Raw genomic sequence first — 18382 nt, forward strand, 5'->3', positions numbered from 1 at the left:
CATGCGCGACATATTGAACGACCTCGAAGCTGGAAAGCAGCTCTCCGATCCGGACCCGGTGCGTCGCGCCCAGATCCAGATGAAGACGCAACTGCCGAAGCGCTTCTACAAGACTGTCGCGGTAGCGCCGGTCGAAGATGGTTTTGCCGTCCATCTCGATGGCAAGCCCGTCCGCACGCCGGCCAAGGCGCTGCTGGCGCTGCCAACCGAAAAGGCGGCTGCTCTCGTCGCCGAGGAATTCGCCGCACAGGAGGAGACCATCGACCCGGTGACGATGCCGGTGATGCGTCTGGTCAATACGGCAATCGATGGCGTCGCCAGTGATCCCCAGGCGGTGCTGGAGGACATACTGCGCTTCGCCTCATCCGATCTGCTCTGCTACCGCGCCGATGCGCCCCAAGGACTAGTCGACCGGCAGAACGAGCATTGGGACCCGGTCATCGACTGGGTGCGCAGCGCACTCGGCGCCCGGTTCCATCTCGCCGAAGGCGTGATCCATGTCGAACAGCCGCGCGAGAGTATCGCGCTGCTTGGCCAGCATCTTGCCCAACGTGCCGATCCGCTGCGCCTTGCCGCCATTCACGTCATGACCTCGCTGACCGGATCGGCGCTGCTGGCGATCGCCGTCGACTTCGGCGAGCTCGACGGCGAGGCGGCCTGGGCTGCCGGTCATGTCGACGAGGACTGGCAGGCCGAGCAATGGGGCCATGATGCAGAGGCGCTCGCGCGCCGCGCTGCCCGCAAGCGCGACATGATGGCGGCAGTCAGCCTGCTCGAAGCTCTCAAAGGCTGACGGCACCGCCCGCTATTTCGCACTGCACATTAGACCAAAGTCATAATCCCAAAGGCGGTCTGCCTCTGGGCACTGCTTTCTGTCATTTTTTGCACCGGTGGCTGCACTGAGTCTGCGTTGCGAGGAAACGCGGACGATGACGCGCAGCATCGAGGGGTGACGGAATCACACGGGAGGATACGCTCATGGCAATGGCATCGACCGCCGGCAAAACAAGCCGCGGCATGACACGCGAGGAGAAGAAGGTCATCTTCGCTTCTTCGCTCGGCACCGTTTTCGAATGGTACGATTTTTATCTCTACGGCTCGCTGGCCGCCTTCATCGGCGCCACCTTCTTCTCGTCGGCGCCGGAAGCGACACGCAACATCTTCGCCCTGCTCGCCTTCGCGGCCGGTTTCCTGGTGCGCCCGTTTGGCGCCCTGCTGTTCGGCCGCATCGGTGATCTCGTCGGCCGTAAATATACCTTCCTCGTCACCATGACGATCATGGGCCTGTCGACCTTCCTGGTCGGCCTTCTGCCCGGATATGCGAGCTGGGGCATCGCCGCGCCGGTGATCCTGATCATCCTGCGCATGCTGCAGGGCCTGGCGCTCGGTGGCGAATATGGCGGCGCCGCGACCTATGTCGCCGAACATGCGCCCGACGACCGCCGCGGCTACTACACGTCATGGATCCAGACGACGGCGACGCTCGGCCTGTTCCTGTCGCTGATCGTCATCCTGATCGTGCAGGCGTCGATGAGCAAGGAAACTTATGCCGCCTGGGGTTGGCGCGTTCCTTTCCTGGTCTCCTTCCTGCTGCTCGGCATCTCGCTCTGGATCCGGCTGTCGCTCTCCGAATCGCCGACCTTCCAGCGCATGAAGGACGAAGGCAAAGGCTCCAAGGCACCATTGACGGAAGCCTTCGGCCAGTGGAAGAACGCAAAAATCGCACTGCTGGCGCTACTCGGCCTTACCGCCGGTCAGGCCGTGGTCTGGTACAACGGCCAGTTCTATGCGCTGTTCTTCCTGCAGAACGTGCTCAAGGTCGAGGCGCAATCGGTCAACATCATGATCGCCATCGCGCTAGCGGTCGGCTCCATCTTTTTCGTCGTGTTCGGCTGGCTCTCCGACAAGATCGGCCGCAAGCCGATCATCATGGCCGGCCTTGCGCTGGCGATCGTCTGCACCTTCCCCTTGTTCAAGGCGCTGACCTGGGCAGCCAATCCGGCGCTCGCAACCGCGCAGCAGAACACCCGTGCGACGGTGACCGCGGCACCGGGAGACTGCAAGTTCCAGTTCAACCCGGTGGGCACTGCGAAGTTCACGACCTCGTGCGATATCGCCACCTCGTTCCTGACCAAGAACTCGGTGCCTTACGACGTGGTATCGACTGCGGCGCCCGGTACAGCCGCGTCGGTCAAAATCGGCAACGAGACGGTCGAGTCTTATGACGCCACGGCCGCCGGCGATCAGGCCAAGGCCAAGGATGCCGCTTTCGCCAAGGCGGTCTACACTGCACTTCGGGATGGCGGCTACCCGCTGAAGCGGGCAGCCGCCAAGGTGCCGGACCAGAAGCTCGAGGCCTTCATTGCGGCCAATCCTGAGCTGAAGCTCGATGCCGCGGCAATCCGCGCCGGCGACAAGGCTACCGTTCCGACTGACCAGGCGATCAAGGACAAGCTGCTGACTGCCGACGAGGCTGCGGGAGCCCCCGAGGTCACTGTCTACACCGTACCCGGCGGCGGTCCCTTCGCCATGTTTGCCGACCCTGCAGCGGTCAACTGGCCGATGACGATCGCCATCCTGTTCATCCTCGTGGTCTTCGTCACGATGGTGTACGGGCCGATCGCCGCGATCCTGGTCGAGATGTTCCCGACCCGCATCCGTTACACCGGCATGTCGCTGCCCTATCACATCGGTAATGGCTGGTTCGGCGGGCTGCTGCCGGCGACGGTGTTCGCGCTCAGCGCCTACAAGGGCGATATCTACTACGGTCTCTGGTACCCAGTGGTGATCGCGGCGATGTCGCTGATCATCGGCATGATCTTTATCAGGGACACGCTCGGAACGGACCTGCACACCAAACAGTAGCCGGCCCGTCCCGGTTCAAAGCAAAGCCCGGCGCGAGCGATCGCGCCGGGCTTTTTCAATTTATCGAGTGCAGGGCTTAGCTCTTCCGATCCTGTTTCGCTTCCTCGATCGCTGCCTCATGATACCAGGCACTTCCGAAATCCGTTCGGTTGCGCAAAGAAGCAAGTTCTGCCGCGAACTTAGCCTTTCCGCTTAAATTTGAGGCAGAGGCGCGCGCTGCCACCGGGAACATCAGGATTTTGGCCGACTGACGAGTGGAAGTGATTTCCATTGTCGGTTTCCTTTCTTCGACAGAACCTTGCCGATTCAACCTTTCCCCAACATAGGTTCAGCAACCGAATTAGGCAACATGATTACGAAAAGATCAGTACGTGCACATTATTTGTGCAAAATGTGCTTGTGGATGATCCGAGCGCAGCATGACGGCAGACCAGCGATTTTGGGCGGATACAACCTCACTTTTGCCGCATCCGTCGCCGGCGAGAATGGCACACGAATTGCATTTTAGTAGTCCGGCAGGTCGGCTGCTGGATAGGCCGGCTCGCCCCGGCGCCATCCAGGGTTCGGTGATCAAGCAACGAGAGGCTAGAATGACGAAATACAAGCTCGAGTACATTTGGCTCGATGGATACACCCCGGTTCCCAACCTTCGCGGAAAGACGCAGGTCAAGGACTACGCCGAGTTTCCGACGCTCGACCAGCTTCCGCTGTGGGGCTTCGACGGTTCTTCGACCATGCAGGCCGAGGGCCACAGCTCCGACTGCGTTTTGAAGCCGGTCGCCGTTTATCCGGATCCCGCCCGCACCAATGGCGCGCTCGTCATGTGCGAGGTTATGATGCCGGACGGCGTGACGCCGCACGCGTCCAACAAACGCGCCACCATTCTCGACGACGAGGGCGCCTGGTTCGGCTTCGAGCAGGAATATTTCTTCTACAAGGACGGCCGTCCGCTCGGCTTCCCTGAGAGTGGCTATCCGGCGCCGCAAGGCCCGTACTACACTGGCGTCGGCTACAGCAATGTCGGCTCCGTCGCCAGGCAGATCGTCGAGGAGCATCTCGACCTTTGCCTTGCCGCCGGCATCAATCATGAAGGCATCAACGCCGAGGTAGCCAAAGGCCAGTGGGAATTCCAGATCTTTGGCAAGGGCTCCAAGAAGGCCGCCGACCAGATGTGGATGGCGCGCTATTTGTTGCAGCGCCTGACCGAGAAGTACGGCATCGACATCGAATACCACTGCAAGCCGCTCGGCGACACCGATTGGAACGGCTCCGGCATGCATGCCAACTTCTCGACCGCCTATATGCGCGAAGTCGGCGGCAAGACCTATTTCGAGGCGCTGATGGCAGCCTTCGACAAAAACCTGATGGATCACATCGCCGTCTATGGGCCGGACAACGACAAGCGTTTGACCGGCAAGCACGAGACCGCGCCCTGGAACAGGTTCAGCTACGGCATCGCCGACCGCGGCGCTTCGATCCGCGTGCCGCATTCCTTTATCAACAACGGCTACAAGGGCTATCTCGAGGATCGCCGTCCGAACTCGCAGGGCGACCCCTACCAGATCGCTTCGCAGATATTGAAGACGATCGCCTCCGTCCCGACCAGCGCCGAGGTTTCGGCGGCGGCTTGAGAATGCGTTCACGGCGCGGACCTCGAGTGTCTGCGCCGTGACTTTCTTTCCCATCGCATTGCATAAAAAACCCCGGCGTCTCCGCCGGGGTTTTTCTACGTGACTATGAGGTTCGGGATCACACCGAATAATACATATCGTATTCGACCGGATGCGGCGTCATTTCGAAGCGCATCACCTCGGCCATCTTGAGCTCGATATAGCTGTCGATCTGGTCGTCGTCGAAGACGCCGCCGGCCTTCAGGAAGCCGCGGTCCTTGTCGAGGCTCTGCAGGGCTTCGCGCAGCGACCCGCAGACGGTCGGGATCTTCTTCAATTCCTTCGGCGGCAGGTCGTAGAGATCCTTGTCCATCGGCTGTCCCGGGTGGATCTTGTTCTTGATGCCGTCGAGGCCGGCCATCAGCATGGCGGCAAAGGCGAGATAGGGGTTGGCACCAGGATCGGGGAAGCGGACCTCGACGCGCTTGGATTTCGGCGACGAGCCGAACGGAATGCGGCACGAGGCCGAGCGGTTGCGTGCCGAATAGGCGAGCAGCACTGGCGCTTCGTAGCCCGGAACCAGGCGCTTGTAGGAATTGGTCAGCGGGTTGGTGAAGGCGTTGATCGCCTTCGCATGCTTGATGATGCCACCGATGTAGAACAGGCAGCTCTCGGACAGGCCGGCATATTCGTTGCCGGCGAAAGTCGGCTTGCCTTCCTTCCAGATCGACTGGTGGACATGCATGCCCGAGCCATTGTCGCCGAACACCGGCTTCGGCATGAAAGTGGCCGTCTTCCCATAGGCGTTGGCGACCTGGTGCACGACATATTTGTAGATCAGCATCTTATCGGCGTTGCGGACCAGCGTGTCGAACTTGATGCCGAGCTCGTGCTGCGCGGCGGCCACTTCGTGATGGTGCTTTTCAACGCGCACGCCCATTTCCGCGAGCACGGTGAGCATTTCCGAACGCATGTCTTGTGCCGAATCGATCGGCGGCACCGGGAAATAGCCGCCCTTGATGCGCGGCCGGTGACCGAGATTGCCGGTCTCATAGTCGGTGTCGTCATTGGACGGCAGTTCAGTGGAATCCAGCCTGAAGCCGGTGTTGTAGGGATCGGCCTTGTACTTGACGTCGTCGAACACGAAGAACTCGGCTTCAGGACCGACGAAGATCTGGTCGCCGATGCCTTCCGCCTTCATGTAGGCCTCGGCCTTCTTGGCGGTGCCGCGGGGGTCGCGGTTGTAGGATTCTCCCGAGATCGGATCGAGAATGTCGCACAGGATGACCATGGTCGACTGGGCGAAGAACGGGTCCATATGCACCGTATCCGCATCGGGCATCAGCACCATGTCGGACTCGTTGATCGCCTTCCAGCCGGCGATCGAGGAACCGTCGAACATGACGCCATCGGCAAACATGTCTTCCTCGACCTCGACGACATCCATCGTTACGTGCTGCAGTTTGCCCTTCGGATCGGTGAAGCGCAGATCAACGAACTTCACGTCGTTGTCTTTGATCTGCTTCATGATGTCTTTGGCTGTCGTCATGTCCCTGCTTCCCTATGTGATGACGTTTGAACGTGGCCTTTTAACGGGAAAATTCAGACGGCGTCCATGCCGGTTTCGCCGGTGCGGATGCGCACCACTTCCTCGATGTTCGAGACGAAGATCTTGCCGTCGCCGATACGGCCGGTCTGGGCCGCCTTGCGGATAGCTTCGATCGCGGCTTCGACCGCATCGTCGCCGAGCACGACCTCGATTTTCACCTTTGGCAGGAAGTCGACGACATATTCGGCGCCGCGATAAAGCTCGGTATGGCCCTTCTGGCGGCCAAAGCCCTTGGCTTCGGTCACGGTGATGCCTTGCAGCCCGGCCTCCTGAAGCGCTTCTTTCACTTCGTCTAGCTTGAACGGCTTGATGATCGCTTCGATCTTTTTCATGTAAAAAGTGGCCTCCACTGCCAAAAAAAGACGGGTTGTGAGCCCCGCTTGCGCCTCGATCAAGCACGAACTGTGCCAATTGATGGGGCGTCGAGCAGCCTCACTTGATTTGGATACCATGCCGCGCAGGAATGTACATTCGCATCATTCGCTGCGTCGGATGCGCCATGAACGCCGCGAGCCTACACACCGCCGATCCTGCCGTCCGCACAAAAATTGGGCAGATCGGATATTTCATGAGCAGCTGCGCGCCGTCGTCCCGAACGAGGTGCGCCGCCAAATTTGCTTGGGGACCTTCGTTGTTTGCGTCGGATCAAAAACTGGACAATGCTTGGGGAAATGATGTGCATGTCGCCTGATATTTCATGAGCAACGAACTTTTGTCTCCCTCCGAAATGGCCGAGGCCGACCGGCTGGCGATTGCCGCCGGTCCATTCGACGGTATTGGCCTGATGCGCAATGCCGGCGCTGCGGTTGCCGCCGTAGTGCTCAAGCGCTACCCGGCGGCGACACGCGTCCACGTGCTTTGCGGCCCCGGTAACAATGGCGGCGACGGCTATGTCGTGGCCCGGATCCTTCGGGAGAGCGCCGTCGATGTCTCTGTGTGGGCGTCCGGATCGCCCAAAGGCGGCCGTGATGCGGCACTCGCTGCCTCGGAATGCCCGGTTGAAGCTCGGCCGCTGTCGGATTTCGTTGCCGAGGTGGGCTCCGTCGTGGTTGACGCGCTCTATGGGGCGGGGCTGTCTAAGCCGCTGTCCGGCGATGCCGCCAAGGTGATCGACATTGCGGCCGAATTGAACTTGCCGGTTGTGGCGGTCGACCTGCCGTCGGGCGTTTCAGGCGAGAGCGGCAATGTGTTAGGAAACGCCTTCCGGGCCCGGACCACGGTGACCTTCGCGCGAAAAAAGCCAGGCCATCTGCTGTTGCCGGGGCGCGAGCTGTGCGGCGACATCGAGCTGGCCGATATCGGCATAGACAACAGCATCGTTGCGCAGCTTCAACCGCGAACATTCGAGAACATTCCGGCGCTCTGGCTTGACCGCCTTCCGGTTCCGGCGGTCGACGCCCATAAGTACAAGCGCGGCCATGTTGGCGTCTTTTCCGGCGGACCGTCGACGACGGGTGCTGCGCGGCTGTCGGCGCTTGCCGCGGCCCGGAGCGGGGCAGGGGCCGTCACCTTGCTGTCGCCGGCGAACGCCATGCAGGTGAACGCGGCGCATCTGACCTCGGTCATGCTGCACAAGATAGACACTATCGCGGATGTGGACGAATTCGTCGGCAGCCGCCGCCCATCGGCCTTCGTGCTTGGCCCGGGATTTGGCATCGGGGAGAAAACGCGCGATTTTGCCCTGGTCGTACTCGGCAACGCCCATGGGCAGGGCAGCGGGATCGACGGGCTGGTGCTCGACGCCGACGGCATCACCTCGTTTCGCGACGCGCCGGATGCCCTGTTCGAAGCCGCCCGTCGACCGAAAACGCCGGCTCTGGTGATGACGCCGCATGAGGGCGAGTTCGCCAAGCTTTTTCCCGATGTCGCCGGGAACCACGATTTGTCCAAGCTCGCCAAGGCCCGCGCCGCCGCTAAGCGTGCCAGTGCTATTCTCGTCTACAAGGGCGCCGACACAGTGATCGCGGCCCCCAATGGCCGGGCAGCGATCAACAGCAATGGTGCCTCATGGCTGGCTACGGCCGGTTCGGGCGATGTGCTGTCGGGCATCATCGCCGGGTTGCTGGCTCAGGGCATGCCAGCCTTCGAAGCGGCCTGTGCGGCAGTCTGGATCCATGCCGAGACCGGCAGCCGTTTCGGACCGGGGCTGATCGCCGAGGACTTGCCGCTGGCGCTGGTGCCGGTGCTGCGCGAGCTCGTTGAAAGCCGCGGGATGGCTGCCGAATGAACCGCCTGATTGCGCTGCTCGTTGCGATCATTAGTGCCATGTCCATGGTACAGGCCGCGAACGCTGAAACTCCGCTAACCATCGTCGACGACCCGGCCGTTCTCGCCGAGCTTGACAGCAAGGGCTATGGTTTCGCCGGTATTTTCGGCGTCGATGGCAAGGGCGATTTGAAGACTCTCTACGACAAGGCGCCGGCCTATCATGCGATCGTCGAAACGATTGCAAGCGACGTCGCAGCATTGCGGGCCGAGATGAAGGCCGGCGGCCGGCCGCTTTACGAGGTGACCGACGGCAATGTCGGCCGTGTCATGGACATGCGCTGGCTGAGGACCGATGCCGCGCGCTTCCGTCTCGTCGGCATAGTCAACCGGCTCGATCGGCGCGACTTCGCCGCGCTGCAGGGCGACACGAGTTGCGGCGAAGTGCGCTTCATCTATCGCCTCGCCTACAGCTTCAAGAAGAACGGCAAGGTTTTGGCCTCGCGCCTGCCGTTCAATTTCAGTGCCATCTACAATGTCGCGCCGGATGCCGATGGCGGTTGTGTCGGCGTCGCCGGACGCTGGGCGCCACAACTCGACGAGAGCGTCGATGCCGGCTGGCTGATCGGCGGGCCGCTGGAAAGAGCGGCACTCACCTTCAAGCAGCTCGAGCTCAATGCGCAAGTGGTCCGCTTCCCCTCCGGCCAGGAGACCGAATTCGGCGGACAGGCCGCCTATCTCATGCGCATTTTCGGCATCGACGGCGGGGCTGTCAGTGAAAAGCCGCTGGAAAACACGCCCGACACGGCACGTCTCGCCGACGACGCTGCGCTGAAAGCAAGACTTGCCGACTATGTCCGCACCAATGTCGCGGCAATCGACCTCGGCGTCTACCAAATCCCCGATAAGTTCTTGGCAAAGAAGGTAGTCTCGTGGTCGACTTTCGGCAGCGCAAGGCAGGCCAACCACCCGTTCACGCCACTGTTCCGGCCCGCGGATTTCGCCGGGCTCGATTATTCCAAGCGGAAGCTGGTGCGCACGCCAGAAGCATTGGTCGAGCGGCTGGACAATGGCGCCTGCCAGGGCTGCCATCAGGCGGGTTCGACCGCCGGGTTCCACTTTATCGGCCTGGATGACAAGACGACCTCGCCGCTCAACCGCATCGAGGTCGGTATCTCACCGCATCTCCACGCCGACATCCCGCGCCGCGTCGCCTGGCTGCACGCGACTGCGAGGGGTAAGGAACCGAACCGCTTCCGCCCGCTGTCCTTCGCGCCGCCGGCGACATGGAACGAGGCCGGCGAAATTGCCTATTCGCCGGCCGAAATGGCGATGCCGTGCTTCATGCCAGAAGATGCAGCCCGCTTCGGCGCGACTTGGCAATGCGGCGGCGGCACCGTCTGCACGCCGCTAGCGACCGCGTCCGGCGTGCGCACCAAGCTGGCGCAATGTCTGTTGCCCAAGGACAGCGAAAACATATTCTCCGGCCATCCGTGCCTGACCGGCTCGATCACCAGCAACCCGGCGCAACCTTTCAATGACCGCTATATCATCACCGGCCAGTTCGCGGCGTTCGCGCCAGGCATTTCGCGTACCGGCTACACCTGCCGACCGCCGAAGATCGGCGTGCCGGCGGGTATCGCCTATCGCGGCTGCGACGATCGGGATCGCAGCTTTGCCGCCTTCAAACCGGGCAAGCCGATGCCGAACGAGATTTGCGGATTGGTCGGCGGCAAAAAATTCGACACCTGCGTGGCGACCAATAATTTCGACCAGTGCCTGGGCGGCGCTGTCAATCGCGGTAATCGTCCCGCTTGCTCGGCCGGCCATTTCTGTCGCGAGGATTACATGTGCCAGTCGCTGCCGCCCGATACGCCGGGCATCGGCAAGGTGAAAGGCATCGGCTTCTGCTCGCCGACCTACTTCATCTTCCAGATGCGCATCGACAATCACGCCACGCCGTGGTCGGGCGCTGTCAGCGCGATGATGGGAGCCGGGTTCGGAGCGGCGGAAGCGGAATAGGCCGACGACTCTGACATTGGCCGCAGTAGCTCCAGGCGGACAGCTATCGATCGAGGTCGTCGGCGATGTTCGATGTCCATTCACCGTCGAAATGCCGGACGCGTTCGGCGACGATCGTATCGCTCAGCAGGCTCGCCAAGGCGGAAACCAGATCAGGCGCGACATCAGCGCCTCACAGCGGAATATTGTCGTGTTTCTTCCAGGGGTTCTGCATGTCCTTGTTGCGCAGCATCCTGAGTGCGCGGGCGATGCGCCGGCGGGTCGAATGCGGCATGATCACCTCGTCGACATAGCCGCGCTCGGCGGCAACGAAGGGCGAAAGGAAGCGATCCTCGTAAGCCTTTGTATGCGCAGCAATTTTCTCCGCATCGCCGATGTCCTTGCGGTAGATGATCTCGACCGCTCCCCTGGCGCCCATCACGGCAATCTGCGCCGTAGGCCAGGCATAGTTCATGTCGCCGCGCAAATGCTTTGATGCCATAACGTCATAGGCGCCGCCATAGGCCTTTCTGGTGATGACGGTGATCTTTGGCACGGTCGCTTCGGCATAGGCGAACAGAAGCTTGGCCCCATGTTTGATCAGCCCGCCATACTCCTGCGCGGTGCCGGGCAGGAAGCCCGGAACGTCCACGAAGGTGACGATCGGGATCGAGAAGCAGTCGCAGAAGCGTACGAAGCGCGCCGCCTTGCGGCTGGCGTCGGCATCGAGCACGCCGGCCAGCACCATCGGCTGGTTGGCGACGAAGCCGACGGTGCGGCCCTCGACACGGCCGAAGCCGGTGACGATGTTTTTCGCAAAATTCTGCTGGATTTCGAAGAAGTCACCCTCGTCGGCAACTTTAAGGATCAACTCCTTGATGTCGTAGGGTTTGTTGGCATTGTCGGGAATCAGCCTGTCGAGCGACAGATCGTGATCGGTGACCGACTGGTGGCATTCGATCTCGGGAATTTCCGCCGTGTTGGAGGCGGGCAGCAGATCGACCAGCCGGCGCATCTGCAACAGCGCCTCGACGTCATTGTCGTAGGCTCCGTCGGCGATCGAGGACTTCGTCGTGTGGACGGAAGCGCCGCCGAGGCTTTCGGCGGTGACTGTCTCGTTGGTGACGGTCTTCACCACATCCGGCCCGGTGACGAACATGTAGGAGGTGCCGCGGACCATGAAGATGAAGTCGGTCATCGCCGGCGAATAGACGTCGCCGCCTGCGCAAGGGCCCATGATCAGCGAAATCTGTGGGATGACCCCGGAGGCCAGAACATTGCGCTGGAAGATCTCGGCGTAGCCGCCGAGCGCCGCCACGCCTTCCTGGATGCGGGCGCCGCCGGCGTCGTAGATGCCGATGATCGGCGCGCGGTTGCGCAATGCCATCTCCTGCACCTTGACTACCTTTTCGGCATGTGCCTCGGACAGCGAGCCGCCGAACACGGTGAAATCCTTGGCGAAAAGATAGACCGGGCGACCGTTGATGGTGCCCCAGCCGGTAACGACGCCATCGCCGGCGATCTTGGTTTTCTCCATGCCGAAATCGGTCGAACGGTGCTCGACGAACATGTCGAACTCCTCGAACGAGCCTTCGTCGAGGAAGACGTCGATGCGCTCACGGGCGGTGAGCTTGCCCTTCTTGTGCTGGGCCTCGATGCGGGCTCGGCCGCCGCCCATGCGGGCGATCTCGCGGCGCCGCTCGAGTTCCTTCAGCACGTCCTTCATGACCGGTCCCCAAAACGGAAAGCTGGATTGTGGTAATCGTGGCAGCAAGTGAGCGCAAGCGCCGCTTCGCCATGGCTTTTGCTGCGCTGCAGCATCCGACCCCTTGCATTCCGAAGCGAACTGGGCCATATGCGGCGGCATAGGCGCTTGGGCCGGGACACTCCGGCCTTCTCGACGAATGAGACTGGTTGCGTCTGTTTTCCCTCTTCCCGACATATCGGCAAGGTGGCGAAAAAGCCCCGTGGCATGAAGCCTGCGGGCACGACAGCGCAGCCGTGTGGACGATGACGTCCGCCCGCCTTGTCGTTTCATGACAATTGTCGACGGCAGGTTGCGCCCTGCCGCCATCGATGTTTGCGGCCAGAAGCCGCATGAAAGAAGAATATTTTGACCAATGAAAACACTTTGACCGGTGAGAACACTTGGGAACTGACCGGTTTCGCCGCACTTGGAATTAGTGGTGCACTGCTCAAGGCCACCCATGGCGCAGGCTTTACCGATCCCAAGCCGATTCAAGCGCAGGCTATCCCGCCGCAGCTCGAAGGCCGCGACATTTTCGGCATCGCCCAGACCGGCTCGGGCAAGACCGCGGCGTTCGCGCTGCCGATCCTGTCGAAGATCATCGCGCTTGGCACCAGGCGCCGGCCGAAGACGGCTCGTGCGCTGATCCTGGCGCCGACGCGCGAGCTCGCCGTACAGATCGAGGACACCATCAAGATTCTCGCCAAGGGCGCACATGTCTCGACCGCGCTGGTGCTTGGCGGCGTCTCGCGCTTCAGCCAGGTCAAGAAGGTTGCACCCGGCGTCGACATCCTGATCGCCACGCCTGGCCGGCTGACCGATCTGGTGCGTGAGGGCGATCTCGTACTTGCCGACACCAAATGGCTGGTGCTCGACGAAGGCGACCGCATGCTCGACATGGGCTTCATCAACGACGTCAAGCGCATCGCCAGGGCGACGGCGCCGGACCGTCAGACGGTGCTGTTCTCGGCGACCATGCCGGCCGAAATCGCCGAGCTGGCGAAAGGCTTGCTGAAGAACCCGATCCGCGTCGAGGTCGCCCCCCACAGCACTGCGGCCGCGGAGATCGTGCAGGGCGTCGTCTTTGCCCGCACCAAGCAGAAGCGCCAGGTGTTATCGACGATGCTCGCCGACGAGGCGATGAAGTCCGTTATCATCTTTTCGCGCACCAAGCATGGCGCCGACAGGGTGACCAAGGACCTCGAGCGCGACGGCTTCAAGGCCGCCGTTATCCACGGCAACAAGTCGCAGAATGCCCGCCAGAAGGCGCTCAACGATTTCCGCGAAGGCTCGGTGCGCATTCTCGTGGCGACCGACATTGCGGCACGCGGCATCGATGTGCCCGGCATTAGCCATGTGGTGAATTTCGACCTGCCGGATGAGGCGGAGAGCTATGTCCACCGTATCGGCCGCACCGGCCGTAACGGCATGGATGGCATCGCCATCACGCTTTGCGACCCGTCGGAAAACGCCAAGCTGCGCCAGGTCGAGCGTATCATCCGCACCAAGCTGCCGATCGTTGCCGATCATCTCGGCAGCCCCGATCCGCAGCGCAATCCGGCTGAGAAGAACGAGCGCAGCTTCGAGCCGGCCAACGATCGCAACGACCACAACGGCCGTCGCGACGGCAGGCGTCCCGGCGGCGCCAACAACGGCTTCGCCAAGAAGCGTTTCGGCGGCGACAAGCCGGCCTTTGCGGGCGACCGCAAGCCGGAAGGCGCCAAGCCCTTCAAGGGCAACAACAAGCGCCGCTTCGGCGGCAAGCGGCCGGCTGCGCGGGCGGCATAATCTGACCGTTTTGCGTCCGGCCAAGCCTGGCTTGGTTACTCACGATTGAAAAGGGCGACCGGAGTGATGCTTCGGTCGCCCTTTGCTTGAGGCCTTTGGTTTACTTCACCACCGCCTCGACCCACACGACAATCCGCTGCGCGAGGAAAGCCGTGGTCGATGGCGCGAGCGCGTCGCCGGCAATGACGTGGCGCCCCAGCGACCCGCAGACACGATCCGTCGCCCCGTCACCGATCCTATTCGACCGGTGGCTTGCGGTCGAAATTCAGCGGCCGCGCATTCCAGCGGGTGACCGTGCTGATCACCCATCGGGAGAACGGCCTCGGCAGCATCCTGAGCAGCTTCAGCGTCCAGCTCAGGCGGCGTGGGAAAGTGACTTCGAAGCCGCCGCATTCGATGCCTTTCGCGATACGGCTCGAGGCCAGGTTGACCGGCATCAAGCCCGGCATCGGCAGGAAGTTCTTCTCAGTCAGCCGCGTGTCGACAAAGCCCGGATTAATCACCTGGATGCGGACGTTCATCTTGTCGAAATCGTATTTCAGCGACTCGGCCAGGATATTGACTGCCGCCTTGGTGCCGCCATAGGCAGCGGTAGTGGGCCAGCCGAAATAGGCGGTGACCGAACCGATCAGCACGACATGGCCGCGCGAGCGTACGCGCATGCGTTCGATGACCGGCACCAGGCCATTGATGATGCCGAAATAATTGACTTCGAAAGACCGACGGAAATTGCGCGCGACAAGATCCTCGCCCGGCGTTGCGATATAGCTTCCCGCGTTGAACACTGCCAACACGATCGGACCGAGATTTTTCTCGATCGCTGCAACCGTCTCTGCCATGCGTTTTTCGTCGGTCACGTCGCAAGGAAAGGCTGCGACACGCCCCGACATCTGCGCCGTTTCGACGATGAGCGTATCGATCGGATGGTCATCGGGCGCAGTCACCGCGATGACATAGCCCTGAGCGGCAAGATCCTTGGCCAGCGAACGGCCGATACCGCTGCTGCCGCCCGTAATCCAGGCGACGCCATGCTTCGGATTGGCCAAATAGAGTGTCATGCTGCGCCCCGCCGGCTCTTCTTAACCTGCGCTCTACCGGTGAAGAAATCGAATGAAAAGAGTGCTTTTCGGTACATCGTTGAAATGAATACCGGCTGGGCGCCCCTGGGTGCAGGAATTGCAGTGTGCGAATGCGACTGGACCAGGCAAATTCTTGCCTTGAAACCGAAGCTTCGGGTTTCTAGGGTTTCGCCGCACCCACAAAGGAATCTCCATGCCCCGTTCTGTGATCGACGTGATCGGCAACACGCCCCTGATCCGCCTCAACAAGGCCTCGGAAGAAACCGGCTGCGAGATCCTGGGCAAGGCCGAATTCATGAATCCCGGGCAGTCGGTCAAGGACCGCGCCGGCCTGTTTATCATCCGCGATGCGGAGCAGCGTGGGTTGCTGCGGCCCGGCGGCGTCATCGTCGAGGGGACGGCCGGAAACACCGGCATCGGCTTGACACTGGTTGCCAAGGCGCTCGGCTACCGCACGGTGATCGTCATTCCCGACACCCAGAGCCAGGAGAAGAAGGATACAATCAAACTGCTCGGCGCCGAGCTGATCGAAGTGCCCGCCGTGCCTTACAAGAACCCGAACAACTACGTGAAGCTGTCGGGCCGGCTGGCCGAGCAGATGGCGAAGACCGAGCCGAACGGCGCGATCTGGGCCAACCAGTTCGACAATGTCGCCAACCGTGACGGCCATATCCGTACTACGGCCGAAGAAATCTGGAACCAGACCGACGGCAAGGTGGATGGTTTCGTGTCGGCGGTCGGTTCCGGCGGCACTCTGGCAGGCGTCGGTTTCGGGCTGAAGGCCAAGAACAGCCAAGTCAAGATAGCGCTGGCCGATCCGCTGGGGGCTGCGCTCTATTCCTTCTACACCAGCGGCGAGCTGAAATCCGAGGGCAGTTCGATCACCGAAGGCATCGGGCAGGGGCGGATCACCGCCAATCTCCAAGGCTTTACACCCGATTTTGCTTTCCAGATCCCCGACGAGGACGCACTGCCGATCATATTCGACCTGATCCAGGAGGAGGGGCTTTGCGTTGGCGGTTCGACCGGCATCAACCTTGCCGGCGCCATTCGCCTGGCGCGCGAGCTAGGCCCCGGCCACACCATCGTGACCATGCTTTGCGACTACGGCACGCGCTACCAGTCGAAGCTGTTCAATCCTGAATTCCTGCGCGAAAAGAAGCTGCCGGTGCCGGGGTGGATGGAGCAACAGAGCACGATTTCGGTACCGTTCGAAAGGGTTGCGTGATGGCGCACAAGACCGAAGCGCTGTTTCGTGACGACGCCTATCTGGGGACGGCCGACGCCACTGTCGTCGCAGTCAACGATCGCGGCGGCATCATTCTGGACCGGACGGTGTTTTACGCCACGTCGGGCGGGCAGCCGGGCGACACCGGCAGCCTCGAGCGCGCCGACGGCACCGGCATAGCGATTGCCGCTACGATCACCGGCGAAACCAAGGACGAGATCATCCATGTGCCGGCGCTGGAGCAGGCAGTTCCAAAGGTGGGCGAGCGCATGCGGCTCGCCATCGACTGGCCGCGGCGGTAGTTGCTGATGCGCATGCATTCTGCCTGCCACCTGCTTACCGTCGTCTGCCCGTTCCCGATCACCGGCGCCGCGGTTTCCGAGGACGACAGCCGTATCGATTTCGACATCCCGGACGCCGGCTTTACCAAGGAAGACGTGACGGCCAGACTGATGGAGCTGGTGCGGGCCGACCACCCGATCTTCACCCGGCTCATTTCCGACGAGGAACTGGCATACAATCCGGGCCTGGTGAAATCCAAGAATGTGCGGCCTCCGGCTGGCACGGGAAAGATCCGATTGGTCTGCATCGGCGAGAACGCCTCGATCGACAGCCAGCCTTGCGGCGGCACCCATGTAAAGAGCACCGGCGAAATCGGCGAGATCCATATCGGCAAGATCGAGAAGAAGGGCCGCGAGAACCGGCGCTTCCGCATTCGCTTTGGTCCTATGCCGCCAGCCTGATATAGGACTGCGACAGGCGGGACAGGAGAGAAAAGATGGCCGACGACAGTCCTTTCACCATCGATGCCGATTGGTTGCAGAAGCAGCTCGGCAAGCCCGGCCTGACGATTGTCGACGCGTCTTGGTATCTGCCGGCCCAAAAGCGCGACGCGCGCGCGGAGTATGACGCAGCGCATATTCCAGGCGCCCGCTTCCTTGACCAGGATGCGGTTTCGGACCCCGACGTGGCTCTGCCGCACACGCTGCCGTCGCCGCAGCATTTCGCGCAATATGTCGGCGCGATGGGTATTTCGGCCGATGACACGATTGTTGTCTATGACGGGCCAGGGTTCTTTTCTGCACCGCGCGCCTGGTGGTTGTTTCGCGTCATGGGCGTATTCCAGGTCTATATTCTCGACGGCGGCTTCGACCGTTGGAAAGCCGCCGGACGGCCGGTGACGGCGGAGCTGACGAAGATCGCGCCTTGCGTGTTTTATGCCAACTTCGATGCCGCCCGCGTCGCCAGCCTTGCCGATATGCGCCGGATCGTCGAGACGGGGGAGAGCCAGATCGCCGACGCGCGCTCGCCTGGCCGTTTTGCCGGCACCGAGCCGGAGCCGCGCCCCGGCATCCGCTCCGGTCATATGCCGGGCGCGCACAACGTGCCGTTTTCGGCGCTTTCGGAAAACGGCGAATTGTTGCCAAAGGACAGGCTACGCAACGTGATCGAAGGAGCGGGCATCGACCTGTCGAAGCCGGTCGTCACCTCCTGCGGGTCGGGCGTCACCGCGGCAGCCATCACGCTGGCTTTGGAGACGCTTGGCCATGCCGACAACAGGCTTTATGACGGTTCGTGGACCGAATGGGGCGGGCTTTCCGACACGCCCGTCGTGACGGGCAAGGACTGACGGTGATGGAAGACGGATCGCTGGAAGACATCGACGTCACCGTGACGTTTCTCGAAATGCATGTGCCGCCTGCCTATTCGCCGCCTCTGCCGTACAACCGCCAGATCGCGCTGCTCAAGACCAAAGACATTCCGCTGCATTTCTACCGCTATTTGATGGATCGGGTCGGCCGCAAATGGCACTGGGTCAATGTGCTGAGGCTGAGCGACGAGGAGCTTGCGGCGGGCATTCACCGCGAGGACCGCGACATCAGGGTGCTTTATCTGGATGGTGCGCCGGCCGGCTTCTTCGACCTCAAGCCGCATTTGCCGGAGGAAGTGGAACTCGCTTATTTCGGAATGATGGAGCACGCGACCGGGCAAGGCATCGGCCGCTGGTTCCTCGGTGCGGCAATCGCCGCGGCGTGGTCGCACGGGCCAAGGCGGGTAACCGTGCAAACCTGCACCCTCGATCACCCAGCAGCACTGCCGCTCTATCAAAAACTAGGCTTTACGCCAGTGGCGCAAAAAAAAGAGGTCGTGCATCCGATGTCTTTCGCCGAGCGCGCGGCCAGCGTCATGCGGCCCTGATTTCAGGCCCGTTCATCCAGGCTTCAGCTTGTCGTTGCCACGCCCAGGGTC

At 61.9% G+C, this 18382-nt stretch carries 14 protein-coding genes and 1 pseudogene; 10 read left to right on the forward strand and 5 right to left on the reverse strand.

Annotation, left to right across the window (positions count from 1 at the left end; genetic code table 11):
• The first annotated feature begins 1 nt into the window (after position 1).
• Both NKH17_RS27280 and NKH17_RS27285 read left to right on the forward strand, forming a co-directional pair.
• On the forward strand, positions 2-793 hold the full coding sequence (locus NKH17_RS27280; protein ID WP_352898912.1) for an ATP12 family chaperone protein: 792 nt from the start codon (positions 2-4) through the stop codon (positions 791-793).
• Between the two features lie 185 nt (positions 794-978).
• Complete coding sequence (locus tag NKH17_RS27285) at positions 979-2865, forward strand: MFS transporter (RefSeq protein WP_352972807.1); 1887 nt, start codon at positions 979-981, stop codon at positions 2863-2865.
• Between the two features lie 76 nt (positions 2866-2941).
• Here NKH17_RS27285 and NKH17_RS27290 read toward each other — a convergent pair whose 3' ends face one another.
• Positions 2942-3136, reverse strand: coding sequence for a DUF2735 domain-containing protein (locus NKH17_RS27290; protein ID WP_292660390.1), 195 nt, complete (start codon positions 3134-3136; stop codon positions 2942-2944).
• 319 nt (positions 3137-3455) lie between these two features.
• On the opposite strand from NKH17_RS27290, the gene NKH17_RS27295 reads away from it, so the two are divergent.
• Positions 3456-4496 carry a glutamine synthetase beta-grasp domain-containing protein gene (locus tag NKH17_RS27295; RefSeq protein WP_352478804.1) on the forward strand — a complete coding sequence of 347 codons (1041 nt, stop codon included), beginning with the start codon at positions 3456-3458 and terminating at the stop codon, positions 4494-4496.
• A 118-nt stretch (positions 4497-4614) separates the two neighbouring features.
• Here the strand turns inward: NKH17_RS27295 and glnA are convergent, their stop codons facing one another.
• Entirely contained in the window at positions 4615-6024 is a 1410-nt protein-coding gene (glnA, locus tag NKH17_RS27300) for a type I glutamate--ammonia ligase (protein ID WP_254817166.1), read from the reverse strand.
• 53 nt (positions 6025-6077) lie between these two features.
• The gene (locus NKH17_RS27305) at positions 6078-6416 is read right to left on the reverse strand and encodes a P-II family nitrogen regulator (RefSeq protein WP_019857988.1); all 339 of its coding nucleotides are present in this window, start codon (positions 6414-6416) and stop codon (positions 6078-6080) included.
• A 365-nt stretch (positions 6417-6781) separates the two neighbouring features.
• On the opposite strand from NKH17_RS27305, the gene NKH17_RS27310 reads away from it, so the two are divergent.
• On the forward strand, positions 6782-8311 hold the full coding sequence (locus NKH17_RS27310) for an NAD(P)H-hydrate dehydratase (protein WP_352898794.1): 1530 nt from the start codon (positions 6782-6784) through the stop codon (positions 8309-8311).
• Positions 8308-10311 carry a hypothetical protein gene (locus NKH17_RS27315; protein WP_352898797.1) on the forward strand — a complete coding sequence of 668 codons (2004 nt, stop codon included), beginning with the start codon at positions 8308-8310 and terminating at the stop codon, positions 10309-10311. The genes NKH17_RS27310 and NKH17_RS27315 overlap by 4 nt, the downstream gene beginning before the upstream one ends.
• Before the next feature lie 172 nt (positions 10312-10483).
• Here the strand turns inward: NKH17_RS27315 and NKH17_RS27320 are convergent, their stop codons facing one another.
• Entirely contained in the window at positions 10484-12016 is a 1533-nt protein-coding gene (locus tag NKH17_RS27320) for an acyl-CoA carboxylase subunit beta (RefSeq protein ID WP_352478807.1), read from the reverse strand.
• A 387-nt stretch (positions 12017-12403) separates the two neighbouring features.
• Between NKH17_RS27320 and NKH17_RS27325 the strand changes: the two genes are divergently transcribed.
• Positions 12404-13825 (forward strand): DEAD/DEAH box helicase, encoded by a 1422-nt coding sequence (locus NKH17_RS27325; RefSeq protein WP_352898800.1) that lies wholly within the window; start codon positions 12404-12406, stop codon positions 13823-13825.
• Between the two features lie 236 nt (positions 13826-14061).
• On the opposite strand, the gene NKH17_RS27330 is transcribed toward NKH17_RS27325, so the two are convergent.
• Entirely contained in the window at positions 14062-14883 is an 822-nt protein-coding gene (locus NKH17_RS27330) for an SDR family oxidoreductase (RefSeq protein WP_352806815.1), read from the reverse strand.
• Between the two features lie 214 nt (positions 14884-15097).
• On the opposite strand from NKH17_RS27330, the gene NKH17_RS27335 reads away from it, so the two are divergent.
• From NKH17_RS27335 to NKH17_RS27350, 4 genes and pseudogenes are all read left to right on the forward strand, one after another.
• The gene (locus tag NKH17_RS27335; RefSeq protein WP_352898802.1) at positions 15098-16132 is read left to right on the forward strand and encodes a cysteine synthase A; all 1035 of its coding nucleotides are present in this window, start codon (positions 15098-15100) and stop codon (positions 16130-16132) included.
• Positions 16132-16875: pseudogene (locus NKH17_RS27340) on the forward strand (alanyl-tRNA editing protein). Before NKH17_RS27335 ends, NKH17_RS27340 begins: the two are co-directional and overlap by 1 nt.
• Positions 16876-16910: 35 nt before the next feature.
• The gene (gene sseA, locus NKH17_RS27345; protein ID WP_352478812.1) at positions 16911-17762 is read left to right on the forward strand and encodes a 3-mercaptopyruvate sulfurtransferase; all 852 of its coding nucleotides are present in this window, start codon (positions 16911-16913) and stop codon (positions 17760-17762) included.
• 5 nt (positions 17763-17767) lie between these two features.
• Positions 17768-18331 carry a GNAT family N-acetyltransferase gene (locus NKH17_RS27350; protein WP_292655364.1) on the forward strand — a complete coding sequence of 188 codons (564 nt, stop codon included), beginning with the start codon at positions 17768-17770 and terminating at the stop codon, positions 18329-18331.
• Positions 18332-18382 lie beyond the last annotated feature (51 nt).

Source organism: Mesorhizobium sp. M1334 (assembly GCF_040317995.1).
In the GTDB taxonomy this organism is placed as follows: domain Bacteria; phylum Pseudomonadota; class Alphaproteobacteria; order Rhizobiales; family Rhizobiaceae; genus Mesorhizobium.

Excerpts from the sequence above, each read along its gene's own strand:
- NKH17_RS27280 (WP_352898912.1), top strand. The coding sequence starts at position 2 with ATGCGCGACATATTGAACGACCTCGAAGCTGGAAAGCAGCTCTCCGAT.
- NKH17_RS27285 (WP_352972807.1), top strand. The coding sequence starts at position 979 with ATGGCAATGGCATCGACCGCCGGCAAAACAAGCCGCGGCATGACACGC.
- NKH17_RS27290 (WP_292660390.1), bottom strand. The coding sequence starts at position 3,136 with ATGGAAATCACTTCCACTCGTCAGTCGGCCAAAATCCTGATGTTCCCG.
- NKH17_RS27295 (WP_352478804.1), top strand. The coding sequence starts at position 3,456 with ATGACGAAATACAAGCTCGAGTACATTTGGCTCGATGGATACACCCCG.
- glnA (WP_254817166.1), bottom strand. The coding sequence starts at position 6,024 with ATGACGACAGCCAAAGACATCATGAAGCAGATCAAAGACAACGACGTG.
- NKH17_RS27305 (WP_019857988.1), bottom strand. The coding sequence starts at position 6,416 with ATGAAAAAGATCGAAGCGATCATCAAGCCGTTCAAGCTAGACGAAGTG.
- NKH17_RS27310 (WP_352898794.1), top strand. The coding sequence starts at position 6,782 with ATGAGCAACGAACTTTTGTCTCCCTCCGAAATGGCCGAGGCCGACCGG.
- NKH17_RS27315 (WP_352898797.1), top strand. The coding sequence starts at position 8,308 with ATGAACCGCCTGATTGCGCTGCTCGTTGCGATCATTAGTGCCATGTCC.
- NKH17_RS27320 (WP_352478807.1), bottom strand. The coding sequence starts at position 12,016 with ATGAAGGACGTGCTGAAGGAACTCGAGCGGCGCCGCGAGATCGCCCGC.
- NKH17_RS27330 (WP_352806815.1), bottom strand. The coding sequence starts at position 14,883 with ATGACACTCTATTTGGCCAATCCGAAGCATGGCGTCGCCTGGATTACG.
- NKH17_RS27335 (WP_352898802.1), top strand. The coding sequence starts at position 15,098 with ATGCCCCGTTCTGTGATCGACGTGATCGGCAACACGCCCCTGATCCGC.
- sseA (WP_352478812.1), top strand. The coding sequence starts at position 16,911 with ATGGCCGACGACAGTCCTTTCACCATCGATGCCGATTGGTTGCAGAAG.
- NKH17_RS27350 (WP_292655364.1), top strand. The coding sequence starts at position 17,768 with ATGGAAGACGGATCGCTGGAAGACATCGACGTCACCGTGACGTTTCTC.